The sequence below is a fragment of the Pseudoflavonifractor intestinihominis genome (genome assembly GCF_040096055.1).
Classification (GTDB): Bacteria; Bacillota; Clostridia; order Oscillospirales; family Oscillospiraceae; genus Pseudoflavonifractor; species Pseudoflavonifractor intestinihominis.
Map to the genome: position 1 here is coordinate 84,774 of NZ_JBBMFK010000002.1, position 14,750 is coordinate 99,523.

The 14,750-nt window shown below is 57.0% G+C and carries 16 protein-coding genes; 1 reads left to right on the forward strand and 15 read right to left on the reverse strand.

Annotated elements, in window-relative coordinates; translation table 11 throughout:
* Window positions 1-3: 3 nt before the first annotated feature.
* The 10 genes from WMO64_RS01735 to WMO64_RS01775 all read right to left on the reverse strand — a co-directional run bounded on the left by WMO64_RS01735 (window position 4) and on the right by WMO64_RS01775 (window position 8,023).
* Window positions 4-315: a hypothetical protein gene (locus tag WMO64_RS01735; protein WP_349230808.1), complete on the reverse strand. Its 312-nt coding sequence runs from the start codon at window positions 313-315 to the stop codon at window positions 4-6.
* Window positions 316-339: 24 nt separating this feature from the next.
* Complete coding sequence (locus tag WMO64_RS01740) at window positions 340-636, reverse strand: hypothetical protein (RefSeq protein WP_349230809.1); 297 nt, start codon at window positions 634-636, stop codon at window positions 340-342.
* Complete coding sequence (locus WMO64_RS01745; protein ID WP_349230810.1) at window positions 633-1,163, reverse strand: hypothetical protein; 531 nt, start codon at window positions 1,161-1,163, stop codon at window positions 633-635. Before WMO64_RS01745 ends, WMO64_RS01740 begins: the two co-directional genes overlap by 4 nt.
* Window positions 1,133-1,837, reverse strand: a complete 705-nt coding sequence (locus tag WMO64_RS17100; RefSeq protein WP_353963956.1) for a TniQ family protein — start codon at window positions 1,835-1,837, stop codon at window positions 1,133-1,135. Before WMO64_RS17100 ends, WMO64_RS01745 begins: the two co-directional genes overlap by 31 nt.
* A 54-nt stretch (window positions 1,838-1,891) precedes the next feature.
* Window positions 1,892-3,220: an ATP-binding protein gene (locus tag WMO64_RS01750; protein WP_349230811.1), complete on the reverse strand. Its 1,329-nt coding sequence runs from the start codon at window positions 3,218-3,220 to the stop codon at window positions 1,892-1,894.
* The gene (locus tag WMO64_RS01755; RefSeq protein WP_349230812.1) at window positions 3,213-4,727 is read right to left on the reverse strand and encodes a TnsB C-terminal domain-containing protein; all 1,515 of its coding nucleotides are present in this window, start codon (window positions 4,725-4,727) and stop codon (window positions 3,213-3,215) included. The genes WMO64_RS01750 and WMO64_RS01755 overlap by 8 nt, the downstream gene beginning before the upstream one ends.
* Before the next feature lie 199 nt (window positions 4,728-4,926).
* The gene (locus WMO64_RS01760) at window positions 4,927-5,310 is read right to left on the reverse strand and encodes a PDDEXK family nuclease (RefSeq protein WP_294519875.1); all 384 of its coding nucleotides are present in this window, start codon (window positions 5,308-5,310) and stop codon (window positions 4,927-4,929) included.
* Window positions 5,311-5,788: 478 nt separating this feature from the next.
* Window positions 5,789-6,712 (reverse strand): translation elongation factor Ts, encoded by a 924-nt coding sequence (gene tsf / locus WMO64_RS01765; protein ID WP_294519878.1) that lies wholly within the window; start codon window positions 6,710-6,712, stop codon window positions 5,789-5,791.
* Between the two features lie 91 nt (window positions 6,713-6,803).
* Window positions 6,804-7,535, reverse strand: a complete 732-nt coding sequence (gene rpsB, locus WMO64_RS01770; protein WP_294519881.1) for a 30S ribosomal protein S2 — start codon at window positions 7,533-7,535, stop codon at window positions 6,804-6,806.
* 188 nt (window positions 7,536-7,723) lie between these two features.
* Window positions 7,724-8,023 (reverse strand): YlmC/YmxH family sporulation protein, encoded by a 300-nt coding sequence (locus WMO64_RS01775; RefSeq protein WP_294519884.1) that lies wholly within the window; start codon window positions 8,021-8,023, stop codon window positions 7,724-7,726.
* 87 nt (window positions 8,024-8,110) lie between these two features.
* Between WMO64_RS01775 and WMO64_RS01780 the strand changes: the two genes are divergently transcribed.
* The gene (locus WMO64_RS01780) at window positions 8,111-8,992 is read left to right on the forward strand and encodes a hypothetical protein (protein WP_349230813.1); all 882 of its coding nucleotides are present in this window, start codon (window positions 8,111-8,113) and stop codon (window positions 8,990-8,992) included.
* A 188-nt stretch (window positions 8,993-9,180) separates the two neighbouring features.
* Here WMO64_RS01780 and WMO64_RS01785 read toward each other — a convergent pair whose 3' ends face one another.
* From WMO64_RS01785 to WMO64_RS01805, 5 genes are all read right to left on the reverse strand, one after another.
* Window positions 9,181-10,539 (reverse strand): uroporphyrinogen decarboxylase family protein, encoded by a 1,359-nt coding sequence (locus WMO64_RS01785; protein WP_294519889.1) that lies wholly within the window; start codon window positions 10,537-10,539, stop codon window positions 9,181-9,183.
* 84 nt (window positions 10,540-10,623) lie between these two features.
* A complete protein-coding gene (locus tag WMO64_RS01790; protein ID WP_294519892.1) occupies window positions 10,624-12,186 on the reverse strand; it encodes a sodium:solute symporter family protein in 1,563 nt (520 codons plus the stop codon).
* 3 nt (window positions 12,187-12,189) lie between these two features.
* Window positions 12,190-12,426 (reverse strand): hypothetical protein, encoded by a 237-nt coding sequence (locus tag WMO64_RS01795; RefSeq protein WP_349230814.1) that lies wholly within the window; start codon window positions 12,424-12,426, stop codon window positions 12,190-12,192.
* Window positions 12,427-12,555: 129 nt separating this feature from the next.
* Window positions 12,556-14,013, reverse strand: coding sequence for a trimethylamine methyltransferase family protein (locus WMO64_RS01800; RefSeq protein WP_294519897.1), 1,458 nt, complete (start codon window positions 14,011-14,013; stop codon window positions 12,556-12,558).
* 63 nt (window positions 14,014-14,076) lie between these two features.
* Window positions 14,077-14,718, reverse strand: a complete 642-nt coding sequence (locus WMO64_RS01805) for a corrinoid protein (protein ID WP_294519900.1) — start codon at window positions 14,716-14,718, stop codon at window positions 14,077-14,079.
* Between the last annotated feature and the right edge of the window lie 32 nt (window positions 14,719-14,750).

Here is a 14,750-nt window from a genome sequence, read left to right on the forward strand (position 1 = left end):
GTATTACGGACACATACGACTCATCTCCTCCATTCTCCGCAACGCTCGGTTTTCAATATCTGCCTCATACGAATATGGCTCCAGTTCGCTATAAAGTCCAAGCCCTAACTGCAGCCCAGCAGCAAAACTATCCAGTGACACCTGGTTTTGCAGCATGGATTGTGCGTCAATTAGCGCAAGCAACAGTTTTCTCTGTGATACATCATGCATTACAGCCTTCAGCTTCGCATAAGCTTGTTCCATTTCTTCCTTCTCGCGTATTGCCGACGAAGTTCTGCAAAATCGGTCATGCAGAGCACGCACATAGTCTTTCAACCGTTTCCCCTCCCCTTCTTAACATTACTCCTGTGTCGGGTTTTGAGGCGGGAATTGATCCAACATGTTGTCCTGCAGGTCATCGATCAGATGCACCAAGCGTTCTTTTATTGCCTGATAGTGATTTACGGTATTGATATTGTGACTGGCACACAGGATGTACAGTGCCGTCAATGCGGCTGCACCATTGCTCAAAGCGGAGAAATAGGGAGCATCGTCAACTAACCCGCACAGCCTGGGCATCAGGTACTCAATCTTACGCTCGCGATCCTGATCTTCTTGTTCCAGGACTTCTTTCAGGATTTTTCGGTAACCATTCATTGCAATCTCTCCTTATTTTTCAAACCATTCAAAATAATTGTACGTGCAAACACAGCAAGAGGTATGCCGCCGCTTTCTTGAGCCGCTTGTGATATGGCCTCGTACTCGCTATTTGTTAGTGACAACCGGATACACCGGTTGCGATCCTGCCAGATTTGTCTCCAAAATGGCTGTACCTTGTACTTGCGAGCAAGGGAGTCCAGCTGTCCGGGTTGTATGCCCATCTTTGCAGCCAAATCGCTTTTACCGTATACTACACCTGCCTCCTTGTAGGACAAGAGCCTCTCCAACAGTGGGTCTGTGCCATCGAGCGCCGGTCCAAATAGAGTGTCAGCACCCAAGCCAACCATCACGGCGAGCAGTGCATACCGATCTGGCGAGGATAGATGCCAACTTATGAGCCGTGATATTACAGTGGCAGACAAGCTGGCAAAGTACTGCTCATAGATCTGTGTGCCATAATACTCCCTGGCTGCTTGCTGGATTTTAACGACACTCAGGGTCTGATACTTGTTGATCTTGTCCACCCATATCCTGCGTTGAGCAATGCGGTATGCAGATTGTTGTATCCAACTGTTGGGGCATAGTCTCCGCTTAACAGCGCCGCAATCATGTCCGCCAGCGGCTCCATCCACGGGGCTTTCTCCCGGGAAACAGCCTCCTGGCAGTGAATTGATACGAGCGGCAGGAAAACCTCAGATAACCTCGTAAATTTGATGGGTACAGTAACAAGTGGGATCTTGTGCATCGGGCAGTGGGCCAATAGGGGGATCTGGTGTACTCGGTGCCAATAGGGCTCTCCATATTGCTGTGTATCTAATCGACAGCAGGTAGGGCAATACTTTAGCCCCTCCATGCCATCCGGCATCTGCATCCGCACACTGGTAATACCTGATCCTCGGCCAGCCCGTAACGCCTCCCATACCTGCCGCTTTTTATCTATAGTAAAGAAGCGGGTATAGTATGGCAGCAGAGTATGATTGGCCAATACATCGTCAATTGACAGCACCCCTGGCGGTAATTCGGATAAGATGGCAGCGCAGTCGCCTCCAGGGATAAGCCTGCTACGCAACATAAGCCGGCCACCGTATAGCTCACTGATAGTGGTTGCGTGCTTGCTGTGGCCACTGCATACATGGTAACGGCAAAGGACCGAGTACCACCACTCGTCTGGGTATGGGGATGGAAAATAGGTCAGCATCGGCGCAACCCTATCAAATGTACAAGCGCATCAGGGCCCCAGTGCAACTTCCGGTCACCCATGATAATCCTCCTCCAGTTGCCCATGTTTTCTTAGCTGCTCCTCGATGTTCTTTCCTTCCATATACGCCACAAGCAGGTCTCTATCATCCCGCTGTGCCGCCTTGCGGCCCCTTTTGTTGGCATATTGCCTTGACACCTCTTCCTGCTCTTGCGGTGGCTCTGGCGTGGCTTCCCCAATCTCAAAATCCGAAATGTGAGTGCCGGCCGCATAGGTCCTGGGAACCTTGATGGCCAGCAGTTCGACCGCCCGCTGGATCACTTTTTCATCGATGCAGCTACGGCCTTGCAACAAGGCTTGGGCCTGTGACTCAGCAAAGATTTTAATCACATAGGCCGGGATACCGCCGCTGCAATCGTACATCTTATTTGATAGAGATGTTGTCAACGGTGCCGCCTGTGCGGTGTATTGGTACGGCCATATCTTGCGTACAAAGTCGAGATAGACCCCGTCCGGCCGAAATGGTGCCAATCGGATACCTCTTGTTCTCCTCTTGAGATGTTCCTGGGAGACAAAGAGCTCTTCTGCGACTGGTGTGCCGATAAAATAGATTGAGGTCATCGTCTCATTCGTTAGCTCAACTAAAAATCGGAGCAGCGGCTTTTCCTGCCGGTTTTTACGGGCCGTCATTACAGCGTTTTGGATTTCATCAATAACCAATAAACCAACATGATTGTTAGTAAGCAAGATTTTTGTTTGGGTCGCAATAGCAGAGGCCGAGGCTGTCCGTAATCCCTTCGTTGATTGCAGGTAGTGTGAGCCAATAGCCCGATCAAGTGCGGCCATGATCGAAAATCCAAGAGTCTTGACCGAGCAATCACTCGGGCATTCCACATGCAGCCACAGCACTTGCTTGCAGTAACAGGGCTGCCCCTGGTACTCCATATGCTCGATTACCTGTGGCATCGTGGATAGACACCGGCGCACGGTAGCCGTCTTTCCGCACCCAGGGACTCCCAAAATTGACCCGCTGTCAGCCTGTGTGGCGTAGTTGGTGTCTCGGCCACAGTAGTAGGCGTTGATTGCCTTGGTCGATTCCATTACATCAGCCGTTCGGTATGTCGTAGAGATTGCACGATACAGTGTATCGTAGATAGCGTACTGGTACGGCATCGGCACATAGATGGATGCCAGAGACGGCAGTAGCCCCCGGCGCTCCTCGGGCGACATCTGGGCTAAGTCATGTGGGATAGGTGGGTAGCTTGCGATGACCCGGGCAAATTGCTCCGGTGAGAGCATGTCAGGCATGGCGTCCAGGTACGGGTTGCCGCTGCTACCCTCGTAGATGGCCCCGACCGTATGGCCGGGTGGATACCTACTCACTCAATTGCCCCCTCTCTTTAATTTGATCCTGTTTGATTTGCTCTCCGTCGACTTGCCTGATTGGCTCTCTGTGCTCATCAGCGTGCTCGATGATTGCTCGGATGGCCTGGGTGGCGGCGATACTCGATGCTGTCTCTTTTGCACGAGCCGCTCCCCTGTCCCTCTTAGCTGCTTCATGTGCTGCATCAACCTCGCAAACAGAGAGCGACTGGCCAATCTCCACTGCATGGCATGGGCAGATCCGCTCAGCAAGGATGATATGGATACGGCGCAGGTCTGCCGGGTCATAGGCAATCGTATAGCTGTCTCCAATGGTCAACCCATCTGCATCATCCGGTGCATACCACATGCGATTGATCCGGATGCCCTTGCGGGTCAGCTTGGCAGTATCCCGGGGCAGCGTCTGTATGTGCAGCTCTTGCGGATCAACCGCCATCAATCGGGGCGATAGCTCCAGCCATCTTTCTGCGGGAGTCTTACCATCGATAAGCCTCCCGCTGTTTAGGTACAGTACAGAGTGGATGACAACCCGTGCAAAATCATCAAGGTCAAGGGTTGCCTGAGTGCGGTAGTCGGTTGCCCATCGCTCTTGGGCATCATCCTCGATTACGCCACGGCCCCGCAGCATAGGCTTGTATCTTTGCTGTAACAAGTCAATCGATTTTTCGACGGACCCCTTGCAGTCCAGCCGAAATGGCGGCAAGGTCAGTACTTCAAGCCCGTACCGACGGCACAACTCTCCCATGCGGGGGCCGAAAAACTCACGGCCTTGATCTGTGATGATCTCCGTGGGCATGCCCACCGATGGCCATTGCTCCTGGGTGACCTCAATGCCGTAACGAGCACAATATTCCACTTTGTCAGATGCTGCCTGGGCGATACAAGCCATCACAGCGGTCTCATCGCACGAAAATCCAATATAGACCCCGGCGATCAGGTGGGTGGCCGTATCTACCGCCAAGTAGATATACGGCCTACCCACCACGATGGATCGATCCTGCCTGGACACCAGATAGATATCCGCCTGTGTGGCGTCCATCTGATAGCTCCCAGGCTGTGTCCTCCACCCGGCAGAGGAGCCCCATGCCGGCCGGTGGTCCCGCTGGTATTTGGTAAGGCCCTCTCGTGCAATGATCTTTTGAGGGTCCTTGTGCAAGCTGTGTCCATAGTAGTAGTGGCGGAATTGGCTCCATGTCGGAGCATCGCTATCCATCTCTCCATCCTGACCAACATAGTCCTCCAGCAGCATCATCTCGTAAGCAGCCCGTAGGGATAATCGCTTGGATCCATAGTAGTACCGCCGGATCGCTTGCTCTATCATATGGTTGCTTTTACTGGCCTGCTGTGTCCGCTTTTGTGTGAGCTGTCCTGTTGCCAGGTAACGATAATACAGTCGTAGGATGCGGCGTGTCGTGGTCTGGTGCTGCTGTGCCGCCTTTGCTGCCATCTGATATCGCAGAGACTTGTCCGAGATGCAGTCATCGCAGTCAATCATTGGCTGGATCATCTGTAAGCGAACTTCCTGAGCCGGGGTCATGGCTTGCGCTGACATCCAGCTTTCCGGCGCAGGTACTCGTTCATATCTTTCAAGGGCTACCTCGAAGAATGGGGAAGAGGGAGAGTCACAGTTAATGAGCCAATATCCGTCTTGAGTCGCTTTCAAAATTCTGAAAACGGCTCCAAGCCGACACACAAAGCGCAGTGGTCTATCCATCCATGATCACCACCATCCACTCCGTGTCGGTCACCGCCCAGTACCGCCTGGAGAGTTCCAGACGCTCCACATAGGCCTTCTTTTTTAGCTGTTCCCGTAAGATTAGCTCCCGCACCCCTTTGTGACCATCAGCGTATTCGAGCATAAAGTCGGTAGCCCAGCCAGTTTGCAGATAGTCCGTACGGATGCCTGCCCGTGATATGCGGCCCATGATGTCGGCATCCAGAGGACAGCCGGCCTCATAGCTCTGCACCCACGGCTGCTCCTCCAACCATCGTGCGTAATTCCTGGCCCACTTGCTATGCAGGCATACGATGTCGTTGTTTTTGGGACTGTAAAATCGGATATCTCGTGTGCGCTCTCCTGTCCGTTCCATGAGGCACCCCTCCCCAAAAAGTTTGTTTCCCCAGTGGCTTATATCTCCATCAGTTTTCTGTATCAGCAAATTTTTATCTTAATTCTTTGAATTAACTCAAAAATTTGATGATGACACGGAATTAACTCAAAATTTTGCGACCAAAAATTGAATTAAATCAAAAATTTGATGATCCTACCCGCAAATTTTTCATTTAATTCAAATTTCGCTGTCAATTTTTTGACTTAAATGCCATTTCTCTTAGATACCATGTGATCGTCCCCTTCCAACCTGGTCGTTTGTCCGACCATTTTGACCGCCGGACGCTCGCCCCCATCTTTTTCTCCAAAAGTTCAAAATTGAACTAAATTAAGCCAAAAACCGGGCAAAGAAGCAAAAAGAAATAAAAAAAGAGCCCGGGGAAACGAATTTCCTCGGACTCTTGTGGGAGTCATTATTGGGGGACAATGTGCTTAGTTGCGGAGGGATGAGCACACAATTACTTGCCCAGCTGCTTGGCAATCTCCTCGGCGAAGTTCTCCTGCTTCTTCTCGATGCCCTCGCCCTTCTCGAAACGGACGAAGCTCTTGATCACAGCGGTGCCGCCGGCGGCCTTGGCCACGGAGGTCACATACTGCTCCACGTTGACGGAGTTGTCCTTCACGAACTCCTGCTGCAGCAGGCAGTTCTCCTTGTAGAACTTACCCAGCTTGCCGTTCACGATGCCCTCCTTCACCTTCTCGGGCTTGGAAGCCATCTTGGGGTCGTTCTCCATCTGGACCAGCATGATCTTCTTCTCCTCATCCAGGGTGGCCTGGTCGACCTGGCTCTTGTCCAGGAAGCGGGGATTCAGAGCGGCGATCTGCATGGCGGCGTCCTTACCGGCGTTGAGCACCTCGGCGTTGTTCTCCAGACCGGCGGAGACCTCCATGTTCACCAGCACGCCGATCTTGCCACCGGCGTGGACATAGGGCACATGCACGCCCTCGGTGCAGCGGGCAAAGCGGCGAACCTTGATGTTCTCGCCGATGACCAGCACCATCTCCTGCTGCTCCTCCAGAACGGTACGGCCGTTGCCGTAGGGCTTGGCGAGCAGGTCGTCCAGGTCGGAGGGGTTCTCCTTGGCGACCACATTGGCCACGCCCTTGACGAAGTCCACGAACTTCTCGTTCTTGCCCACGAAGTCGGTCTCAGCGTTGACCTCGACAGCCACGCCCACACCGTCGATCACAGCGGCGTAAGCCATGCCCTCGGCGGCGATGCGGCCAGCCTTCTTCTGGGAAGCGGCCAGGCCCTTCTCACGCAGGAACTCCACAGCCTTGTCCATATCGCCGTCGGAAGCGGTGAGGGCCTTCTTGCAGTCCATCATGCCGACGCCGGTCATCTCGCGCAGAGCCTGCACGTCTTTCGCAGTAAAAGCCATAATAAGTTACCTCCACATTTGTAAAAATCAATATGAAGAGCGCCCGCCCGCCTGGGCGGGCGCTCCAAAGTCCGCATCAATCGGAACCGGCTTACTCAGCCGCGGTCTCCTCGGCCTTCTGGGCCTCCTCGGGGGCGTCCTGGCCCTGCTTGCCCTCCATGATGGCGTTGGCCATGACGGAGGAGATGAGCTTGATGGCGCGGATGGCGTCGTCGTTGCCGGGGATGACATAGTCGATCTCGTCGGGATCGCAGTTGGTATCCACGATGGCCACGATGGGGATGTTCAGCTTGCGGGCCTCGTTGATGGCGTTGCGCTCCTTGCGGGGATCAACCACGAACAGCGCGCCGGGGAGCTTCTTCATCTCCACAACGCCGCCCAGGTACTTCTCCAGCTTGGCGATCTCGCCCATGTGCTTCATGACTTCCTTCTTGGGGAGCATGTCGAAGGTGCCGTCCTCCTGCATCTTCTTCAGCTGGTTGAGACGGTCCACACGGCCGCGCATGGTCTTGAAGTTGGTGAGCATGCCGCCCAGCCAGCGGGCGTTCACATAATAACCGCCGCAGCGGCCGGCCTCTTCCTTGATGGCCTCCTGAGCCTGCTTCTTGGTGCCCACGAAGAGCAGAGTCTGGCCGTTCTGAGCCAGATCACGGACGAAGTTGTAGGCCTCCTCCAGCTTCTTCACGGTCTTCTGCAGGTCAATGATGTAGATGCCGTTACGCTCAGTGTAGATGTAAGCGGCCATCTTGGGGTTCCAGCGGCGGGTCTGGTGGCCGAAGTGGACACCGGCCTCCAGGAGCTGCTTCATAGATACGACTGCCATAGTTTTGTTTCCTCCTTTATAGTTATTACCTCCACCAGTTCATCCGGAGCCCGCCAGCCCATGGGGCACAAGGCGCTCCGTCACAACGGTGTGCGTAATACTGTGCTTTTACACAGCTAGAGTATTTTATCATAGGGCTGTAGGGAATGCAAGTATGATTTCCATTTTTATTTCATAAAATGCGGATTTTACAGGATTTTTTCCTGTCCCTCCCGTCTGCCCCGGCGGCGTTCCTCTCGGCCGGACCGCAGCGCGCCGGACTCCACCAGGATGATGTCCTCCCCAAACCGCCGCACCGATTCCCAGGGGAAGATCCGGTCCGCCTCCCGGCCCAGCAGGCCGAACAGCCGCAGCCGTCCGGGCACCACCAGGGCACAGACCCGGCCGCTGTCCAGGTCCACCTCCACGTCCCCCACGTACCCGTAGCGGCTGCCGTCGGTCACGTTGATGATCTCCTTGCACCGCAAATCGGCAATTCTGCTCTTCATGGCCGTTCCCCCATTTTCAAATCGCGGAATTTGATATATAATTCTATGAAGTGCGACCCTTGTCCTATGAAAGACTGGTGACTGTATATGCAGACAAAATCAACCGGGAAAAAGCGCCGCCGATGGTTGTGGGCAGCAGTCCCCATAGCCATCGTCATCCTATTTTTCGGCCTCAACGCCCTGCTTCAGACCTTCTGGGCCCACCGGGCCCCCTACTTCTCTCCGGACTATCAGCAGATCGACCTCTCCCCCATCCTGAACCAGGATTCCCTGGACGACGGGGATTATGAGACGCTCTTTCTCCAGACCGGTCTGGCCAGGCCGGCAGTGGACGCCCTGCTGGCCCGCGGCAGCCAGGGCGTGGAACAGATCCTGGAGACCCAGGCAGGCTTTTTTGCCCAGCAGACGCCGGTATGCCTGGACCTGCCTCCCATTACCAAGGAGGACCGGCTGCGGGACGCCGATGGGAATGTGGTATACTCGGTGCCGCTGGCTCCGCTGGAGCCAGGCGATATCATTCTCTCCTTTTCCACCCATACATACGGCTGGCGGCACGGCCACGCCTCCCTGGTGGTGGACCCCCAGCTGGGCGTCACCCTGGAGGCGGTGGTTCTTGGCAGCGACAGCGCCCAGGTCAACGCCCAGCACTGGCGGACCTACTCCAACTTCATGGTCCTGCGGGTGAAGGACGCCGACGACGAGACCAGGCAGCAGGTGGTCCAGTTCGCCCTGGAGCATCTGGACGGGATTCCATACAGCCTGCTCTCCGGCATCTTCGGCCCCAAAGCCCCCGACCCGGACAGCTCCCTCAAGGCCCAGTGCGCCTATCTCCCCTGGTACGCCTGGCAGGCCTTCGGCGTGGACCTGGACTCGGACGGCGGAAAGATCGTCACCGTGCTGGACCTGGCGGAAAGCCCCCTTCTGGAGGTCGTCCAGATTTACGGCATGGACCCCCATTCCTACCTTTAATAAAAAGAAACACAGAGCGCCCGGCTCCCCAAGCCGGGTGCTCTGTGTTTCTTAGAGGGAGATATTTAATGCGGTCAAAGCGAACTGACTGGCATCGATTCAACTCTGGAAAGACTTGCGCAAGCCTTCTGCCCCCGGCGCAGCCGTACACCGGGCGAACTCCGCACTAAACCAAATTCAGGCGGTCCTTACAGCAGGGCCTCGATCTCCTCCCGCAGCGCCTTGCTGTCGGGGATCATGGAGACATGGCGGATCTGGCCGTTGATGACCATGGTGGGCAGGTTGGTGACGCCCATCTTCTTGCAGCGGACCACGTTCTCACGGATGGTGTACTTGTACTCCACGATGTCAATCTTGTCGCCGAAGTAGTCCTTGGCGGCCTGGGCGGCGGCCATCATATAGGTGCAGGCGGCGCACTGAGTGGAGTCCAGCGTGAAGACCTCGATGAGAGGACGCTCCAGGTGCTCGTAGTCGGGCAGCTCGATCTGGATGCCGCTGTCGTCGGGACCGGTGTAGTCCTTGAGCATCTCGCGGCACTGCTCGGTGTTCTTCACAGCCTGGGAGCAGGCCACGGTGTTCTCCACAGGCACATCGTAAGGCATATCGCAGCCAGGGCTGACGATCATATTGCGGTGATCCTCCACCTTGTCCAGCAGGTCCACCACGTACTTCATGTTGTCCTTGGGCGTGCCGTGGAGCATGACGGTGGTCAGAGGAATGTTGCCGCTGATAGCGATGTTGTACTTGTCGGACACGCTCTTGCCGTAGACAAAGTCCACGTTCTCGTCCACCGCGATGGAGTCGGGATTGGTCTTGCACATGACCTCCAGCTGAGGCGTGGCGTTGCCGCAGACAAAGAAGGAGGAGAACACGCCTCTGCTGCGGATGTAGTCGAACACGGCCTTGAAGGAGTCGGCCAGCATGGAGTCAAAGGACTCGGGGGCGATCTGGCTGACCAGGGGGTCCACCACGGCGATCACGTCCATGCCCGCGTTGATGTAGTAGTCGCACATGCGGATGGAGGCCTCGGCGCAGTAGCTCACCAGGTCGCGGACATACTGCTCGTCCATCAGCATATCCAGGAAGATCTCGCTGCCCCGCAGGTGGGAGGCCAGGGTGAAGGGGCCGCAAATCAGGCCGTAGAGGGCGATGTCATCGCCGACGGAGGCCTTCAGCTTGGTCATAGCCTCCAGCATGACGGGAATACGGCCGGACTCGGGGGTGGGCAGCTTGCAGCGGCAGGGGATGCCCTTGTTGTCCCCCTCGAAGGGGTGGCTGGCCACGGAAGGCGGGTTGTCCTTGGCCCACATCAGATCGCAGCCCAGAATCTCCGCCTCCAGCTGGAGGTCGAACATGATGGGCATGCCGTCGGGACCGTAGAGCCGGGCGACTTCCATCAGGCACTCATAGAGCTTCTGGCCGTCCTGGAGGATCTCATCAGCGCTGTAGCCCTTGAGCTTGCCGGAATGAATGCCGGCAAAGGGCACCCAGGGCACCCGCTCGGTGGGCTCGTGACGCATGGTCTTAAAAATCAGTTCCTTACCCATAATGATATAATTCCTTTCCAGACCGGGGGCCGGAGGGTTCCACCTCCGGCCCCTCAGAATGCAGTGATGTAAATGGCAGGACGCTTACTTTTCTACCGCTTTGGCAGCCTTTTTCGCCTTCTTAACCTCATAGAACCGGTTCATGCCGGACTCCAGCGTGGCATAGAAGGGGGCGGCGTCGCTCTCGGGCTGCTTGGTCACCAGACTGACCACAAACATGGTCACCGTGGAGCCCAGCAGGCCGAAAGCGCCGTACCAGGTGTCGCCCACGTTCCACACAAAGTAGGTCATGAGGACCAGCACCGTACCCACGATGGAGGCGACGATGGCGGCCTGCTTGGTGGCCTTCTTCCAGTACAGGCCGAAGACCAGCACGGAGAACAGGGGCGTTACAATGGCGATGGAGAACATAATCAGGGTAAAGATCAGATCGGGCGGATTGATGGCCAGGACAGTGGACACCAATCCGATGACCACGATAATGACCCGGTTGACCATGGTCTCCTTCTTCTCAGGCACCTTGATGTGGAAGGTATTCTTGATAAGGTCCGAGGATACAATGGCGGCGCTGACGCCCAGGAAGGCGTTGGCAGTGGACAGACCCACGGCGGCGGAACCCACAAAGAAGCCGATCATCAGCACGGTGGCCAGCACGGGGCTGAAGTCCAGCACGAAGTTCTTCACCAGATAGGGGATGATGAGCTCGGACTCGGAGGCGGTCATGTTGCTGACCAGAGCCAGGCCGATAAGGCCGATCATCATGGTGCCGGTCCATACCACAGCCTGGAGCACAGGAGTGAGGAAGGACAGCTTGCGCTGAGTCTTCATGTTGTCGCCAAAATAGCCGGAACGGACGAACACGTGGGGCAGCATGATGGTCCAGCCGATGGCGCAGGAGAAGGGATAGCCGAACCGGGCCGCGTAGGGCGTCCAGCCGGAGGGGCCGGGATAGGAGAAGAACGACTGCGTGTTCTCCCACAGGTTGCCCACCGCCGCAGGCAGGGATCCGCCAAAGCCCACGATAAGGCAGGCGATGACAATGACCCACAGCATGGCGATAAACAGCAGGCCCTGAACGGTGTCCGCCATGGCGGCGGACTTCATGCCGCCGATGCACACGAAGATCGTCATGGTCAGGCCGATGACAATAACAGCCATGCGGTAGTTGATGGCGCCGTCAGTGGCATACTGGGCCGCCTGGGCGATGGCCACCAGGGTGGAGGTGACGTAGGGCACGGCGGAGACCAGGAAGATGATGCCCAGGATGGTGCGCAGGGCATTGCTCTTGAATCGCTCATAGTAGAAATCTGCGGGAGTAACCAGCGTGCCGCCCTTTTCCTGATTGACGATCCACACCTTGTTCATGGTAAAGTGGGCAATAATGGGGAACAGGGCGATGTAGCTCATCTCGGAGATCCAGTAGCCCAGACCGCCGCGGTAGTAGGCGCCGGGGCCGGCGAAGAACACCCAAGTGCTCATCAGAGATGCGATGTAGGTCATAACCAGCACCGGCCAGGGCACGGATGCGGTCAGCAGGCTTCCCTTGTTCTTCTGGCGGCGCTCCTTCAGCGTAACGTAGACTGCCACGCCGATGAGGAAGCACATGTACAGGCCAAATGCGATCCAGATAGTATTGGCGCTCAGCATCCGTTATCCCTCCTTTGTACTGGACGCGGGGGGCGCGTCCGCATCACCTCTCAGCTTGTAAATCCGGTAGACCCTTACCAGGCCCACATAGACGATGATCCAGATGGGTACGACCGTAAGCAGCGCGTGAATCAGCGTGGGAATGGCCTCGCCATAAGGCGGGACACCGGGGAGATTGTAGAGGATATAGAAGATTACCGTGAGAATCAGCCAGATTTTTTCCGTCTTCGTTACGTTCATCTCTAAACCGCCTTTCTCTCAAATTCCAGACACACATGCGGAATTTCGTCGCCGAAACCGCTTATGGGGCGGATCCATGATATGGCCCGCACGGAGATGCGGGCCATATCGCAGATGGCCGGAGTGCGCTTACTCTTTTACCAGCGCGGCGTGGGCCTGCTTGAGCACCTTCTCCACCTCGGCGGCCTTGTCCGCGGGCAGCTCGTAGACATCGTCGGATGCCATGATGGCATTGAATTTCTCCAGAGCCTTGTCCAGCAGGGTCTTGCTGCCGTTCATCTCCCAGTTCACCGGGCTGTCACGGTTGAACATGTCGGGGCGGTGGGGCTCGGTGAAGTGACGGAAGGTGTGCTCGCTGGTCAGGAAGCTGAAGCCGGGCTCCCGATCGGCGCCGGCGATGAGCTCGTCCCAATCCAGGGTCTCGTCGTTCACATCCAGACCGCGGCGGATGCGGCGGGCAATGCCGAAGATCTCGTTGTCGATGATGAGCTGCAGGGGGCTGATGGTCTTGGCGGTCTCCAGCTGGCCGGCGCCGCCCAGAACGGAGGCCTCGCTCATGGCCATGGCGTCGATCAGGTTGGTGCGCTCGATGAAGTTCTGCTCATCCAGCACCACGCTGTCGGTACCGGTGCCGTAGGAGTGGGCGCGGATGTTGTAGCCCCGCTCAAACAGCTCCATGCAGATGAGACGGGAGATGGTGATCTCAGTGTTGGACTGGAGGGTGTAGGTGCTCTGCATGTCCATGGAGAACAGCAGCGGAGTGGCGATAACGGGCAGGCCGGGGCACATCAGCTCCAGCATGACGATCTGGGCAAACACCTCGGCGCAGGCCACGAAGGCAGTGCCCTGAGCGGTGACAGGGGTGTTGGCGCCGGCGGTGGGCAGAGAGCAGGGCTGCACGGGCACGCGGGACTTGGCGCAGCGGTAGAGGACCTCGGCGTCCATGTGCTTGAAGGTCAGGCTGGGCACGCCGCAGGAGATAAAGCTGACGATGGGCTTCTCCTGCAGGTTCTTCAGGCCGCCCACAGCGGCAGCAGCCATGTCGATGAGCCACTGGACGTTGTCGGACTCGTAGGGCTGGATCCAGATATGCTTGGCGGAGTGCTTCAGGGCCTTCTCCAGGGTGTAGACGTCGACGGCGTCGCCGGGCACGTACTCGCCGGAGGTGGAGGGCAGGGTGACGTAGTCCAGGTTCTCCATGACGTTGGTGATCTTATACCACTCGTCCACCTCTTCCAGGGTGGTGTAGTGGGTGTCGCCCTTCACGGTGCGGTAGTTGGGCGCGCCGGTGTTGGTGCGGGTGTAGAAGCTGCCGGTGGGGTTGGGGAACTCCAGGTCGTACTTGCCGCTGGGGGAATAAAGGGTGAACTTCGCGGGGACGGCGGCCACAGCCTTGTCGATGAGCTCCTTGGTGAAGCGGACGTCCTTCTTCTCCATGTCCACCACACAGCCCAGCTTGGCCAGCTCGGAGAGCATCTCCTCATGGTCCAGGTGAATGCCGCGCTCGATGAGCAGCTGCTCCATGCGGCCCTTCATGTACTCCAGTTCCTGATCGCTCATCACGTTATATTTGACTCTTCCTACCATGGGAATTCATCCTCCATTTCATTCATATCTGCCCGGCGCCCGGCCGGAGCGGCGGTTGATATCTCAGCGGATGCTGGTCACGTACTCCTTGGCCCAGCGGGCAGCGGCGGCAGCGTCGGCGGTGAAGGCGTCGGCGCCGATCTTGTCGGCCCAGGCCTGGGTGACAGGGGCGCCGCCGATCATGACCTTGACCTGGTCGCGGACGCCGGCCTGCTTCAGGACCTCAATGACGTGGCCCTGCTCGTTCATGGTGGTGGTCAGAAGAGCGGAGAGACCCACGATGTCGGGGTTGTGCTCCTTGATGGCCTCGACGAACTTCTCGGCGGGGACGTTGGCGCCCAGGTCGATGACCTTCAGGTTGGCGCTCTTCATCATCAGGCCCACCAGGTTCTTGCCGATGTCGTGGAGGTCGCCCTTCACGGTGGCGATGACGGCGGTGCCAATGGTGGTGTCGCCGCCGGCGGCCAGCAGGGGCTGAATCACTTCCACGCCGGTGTTCATGGCCTTGGCGGACATCAGCACGTTGGGCACGAAGATCTGGCCCTTGGCGAACCGCTCACCGATCTCGTTGATGCCGGGCATCAGGCCGTTGTTCAGGATGTCGGTGGCCTCCAGCTTCTGCTCCACGGCCTCGGCTACCTTGGCCTTGGTACCCATGATGTCGCCCTTGATGACAAGCTCGGTGATCTCGTTGAGAATAGACATGAATTTCCCGCTCCTTTTCAAATTTGTCCGTA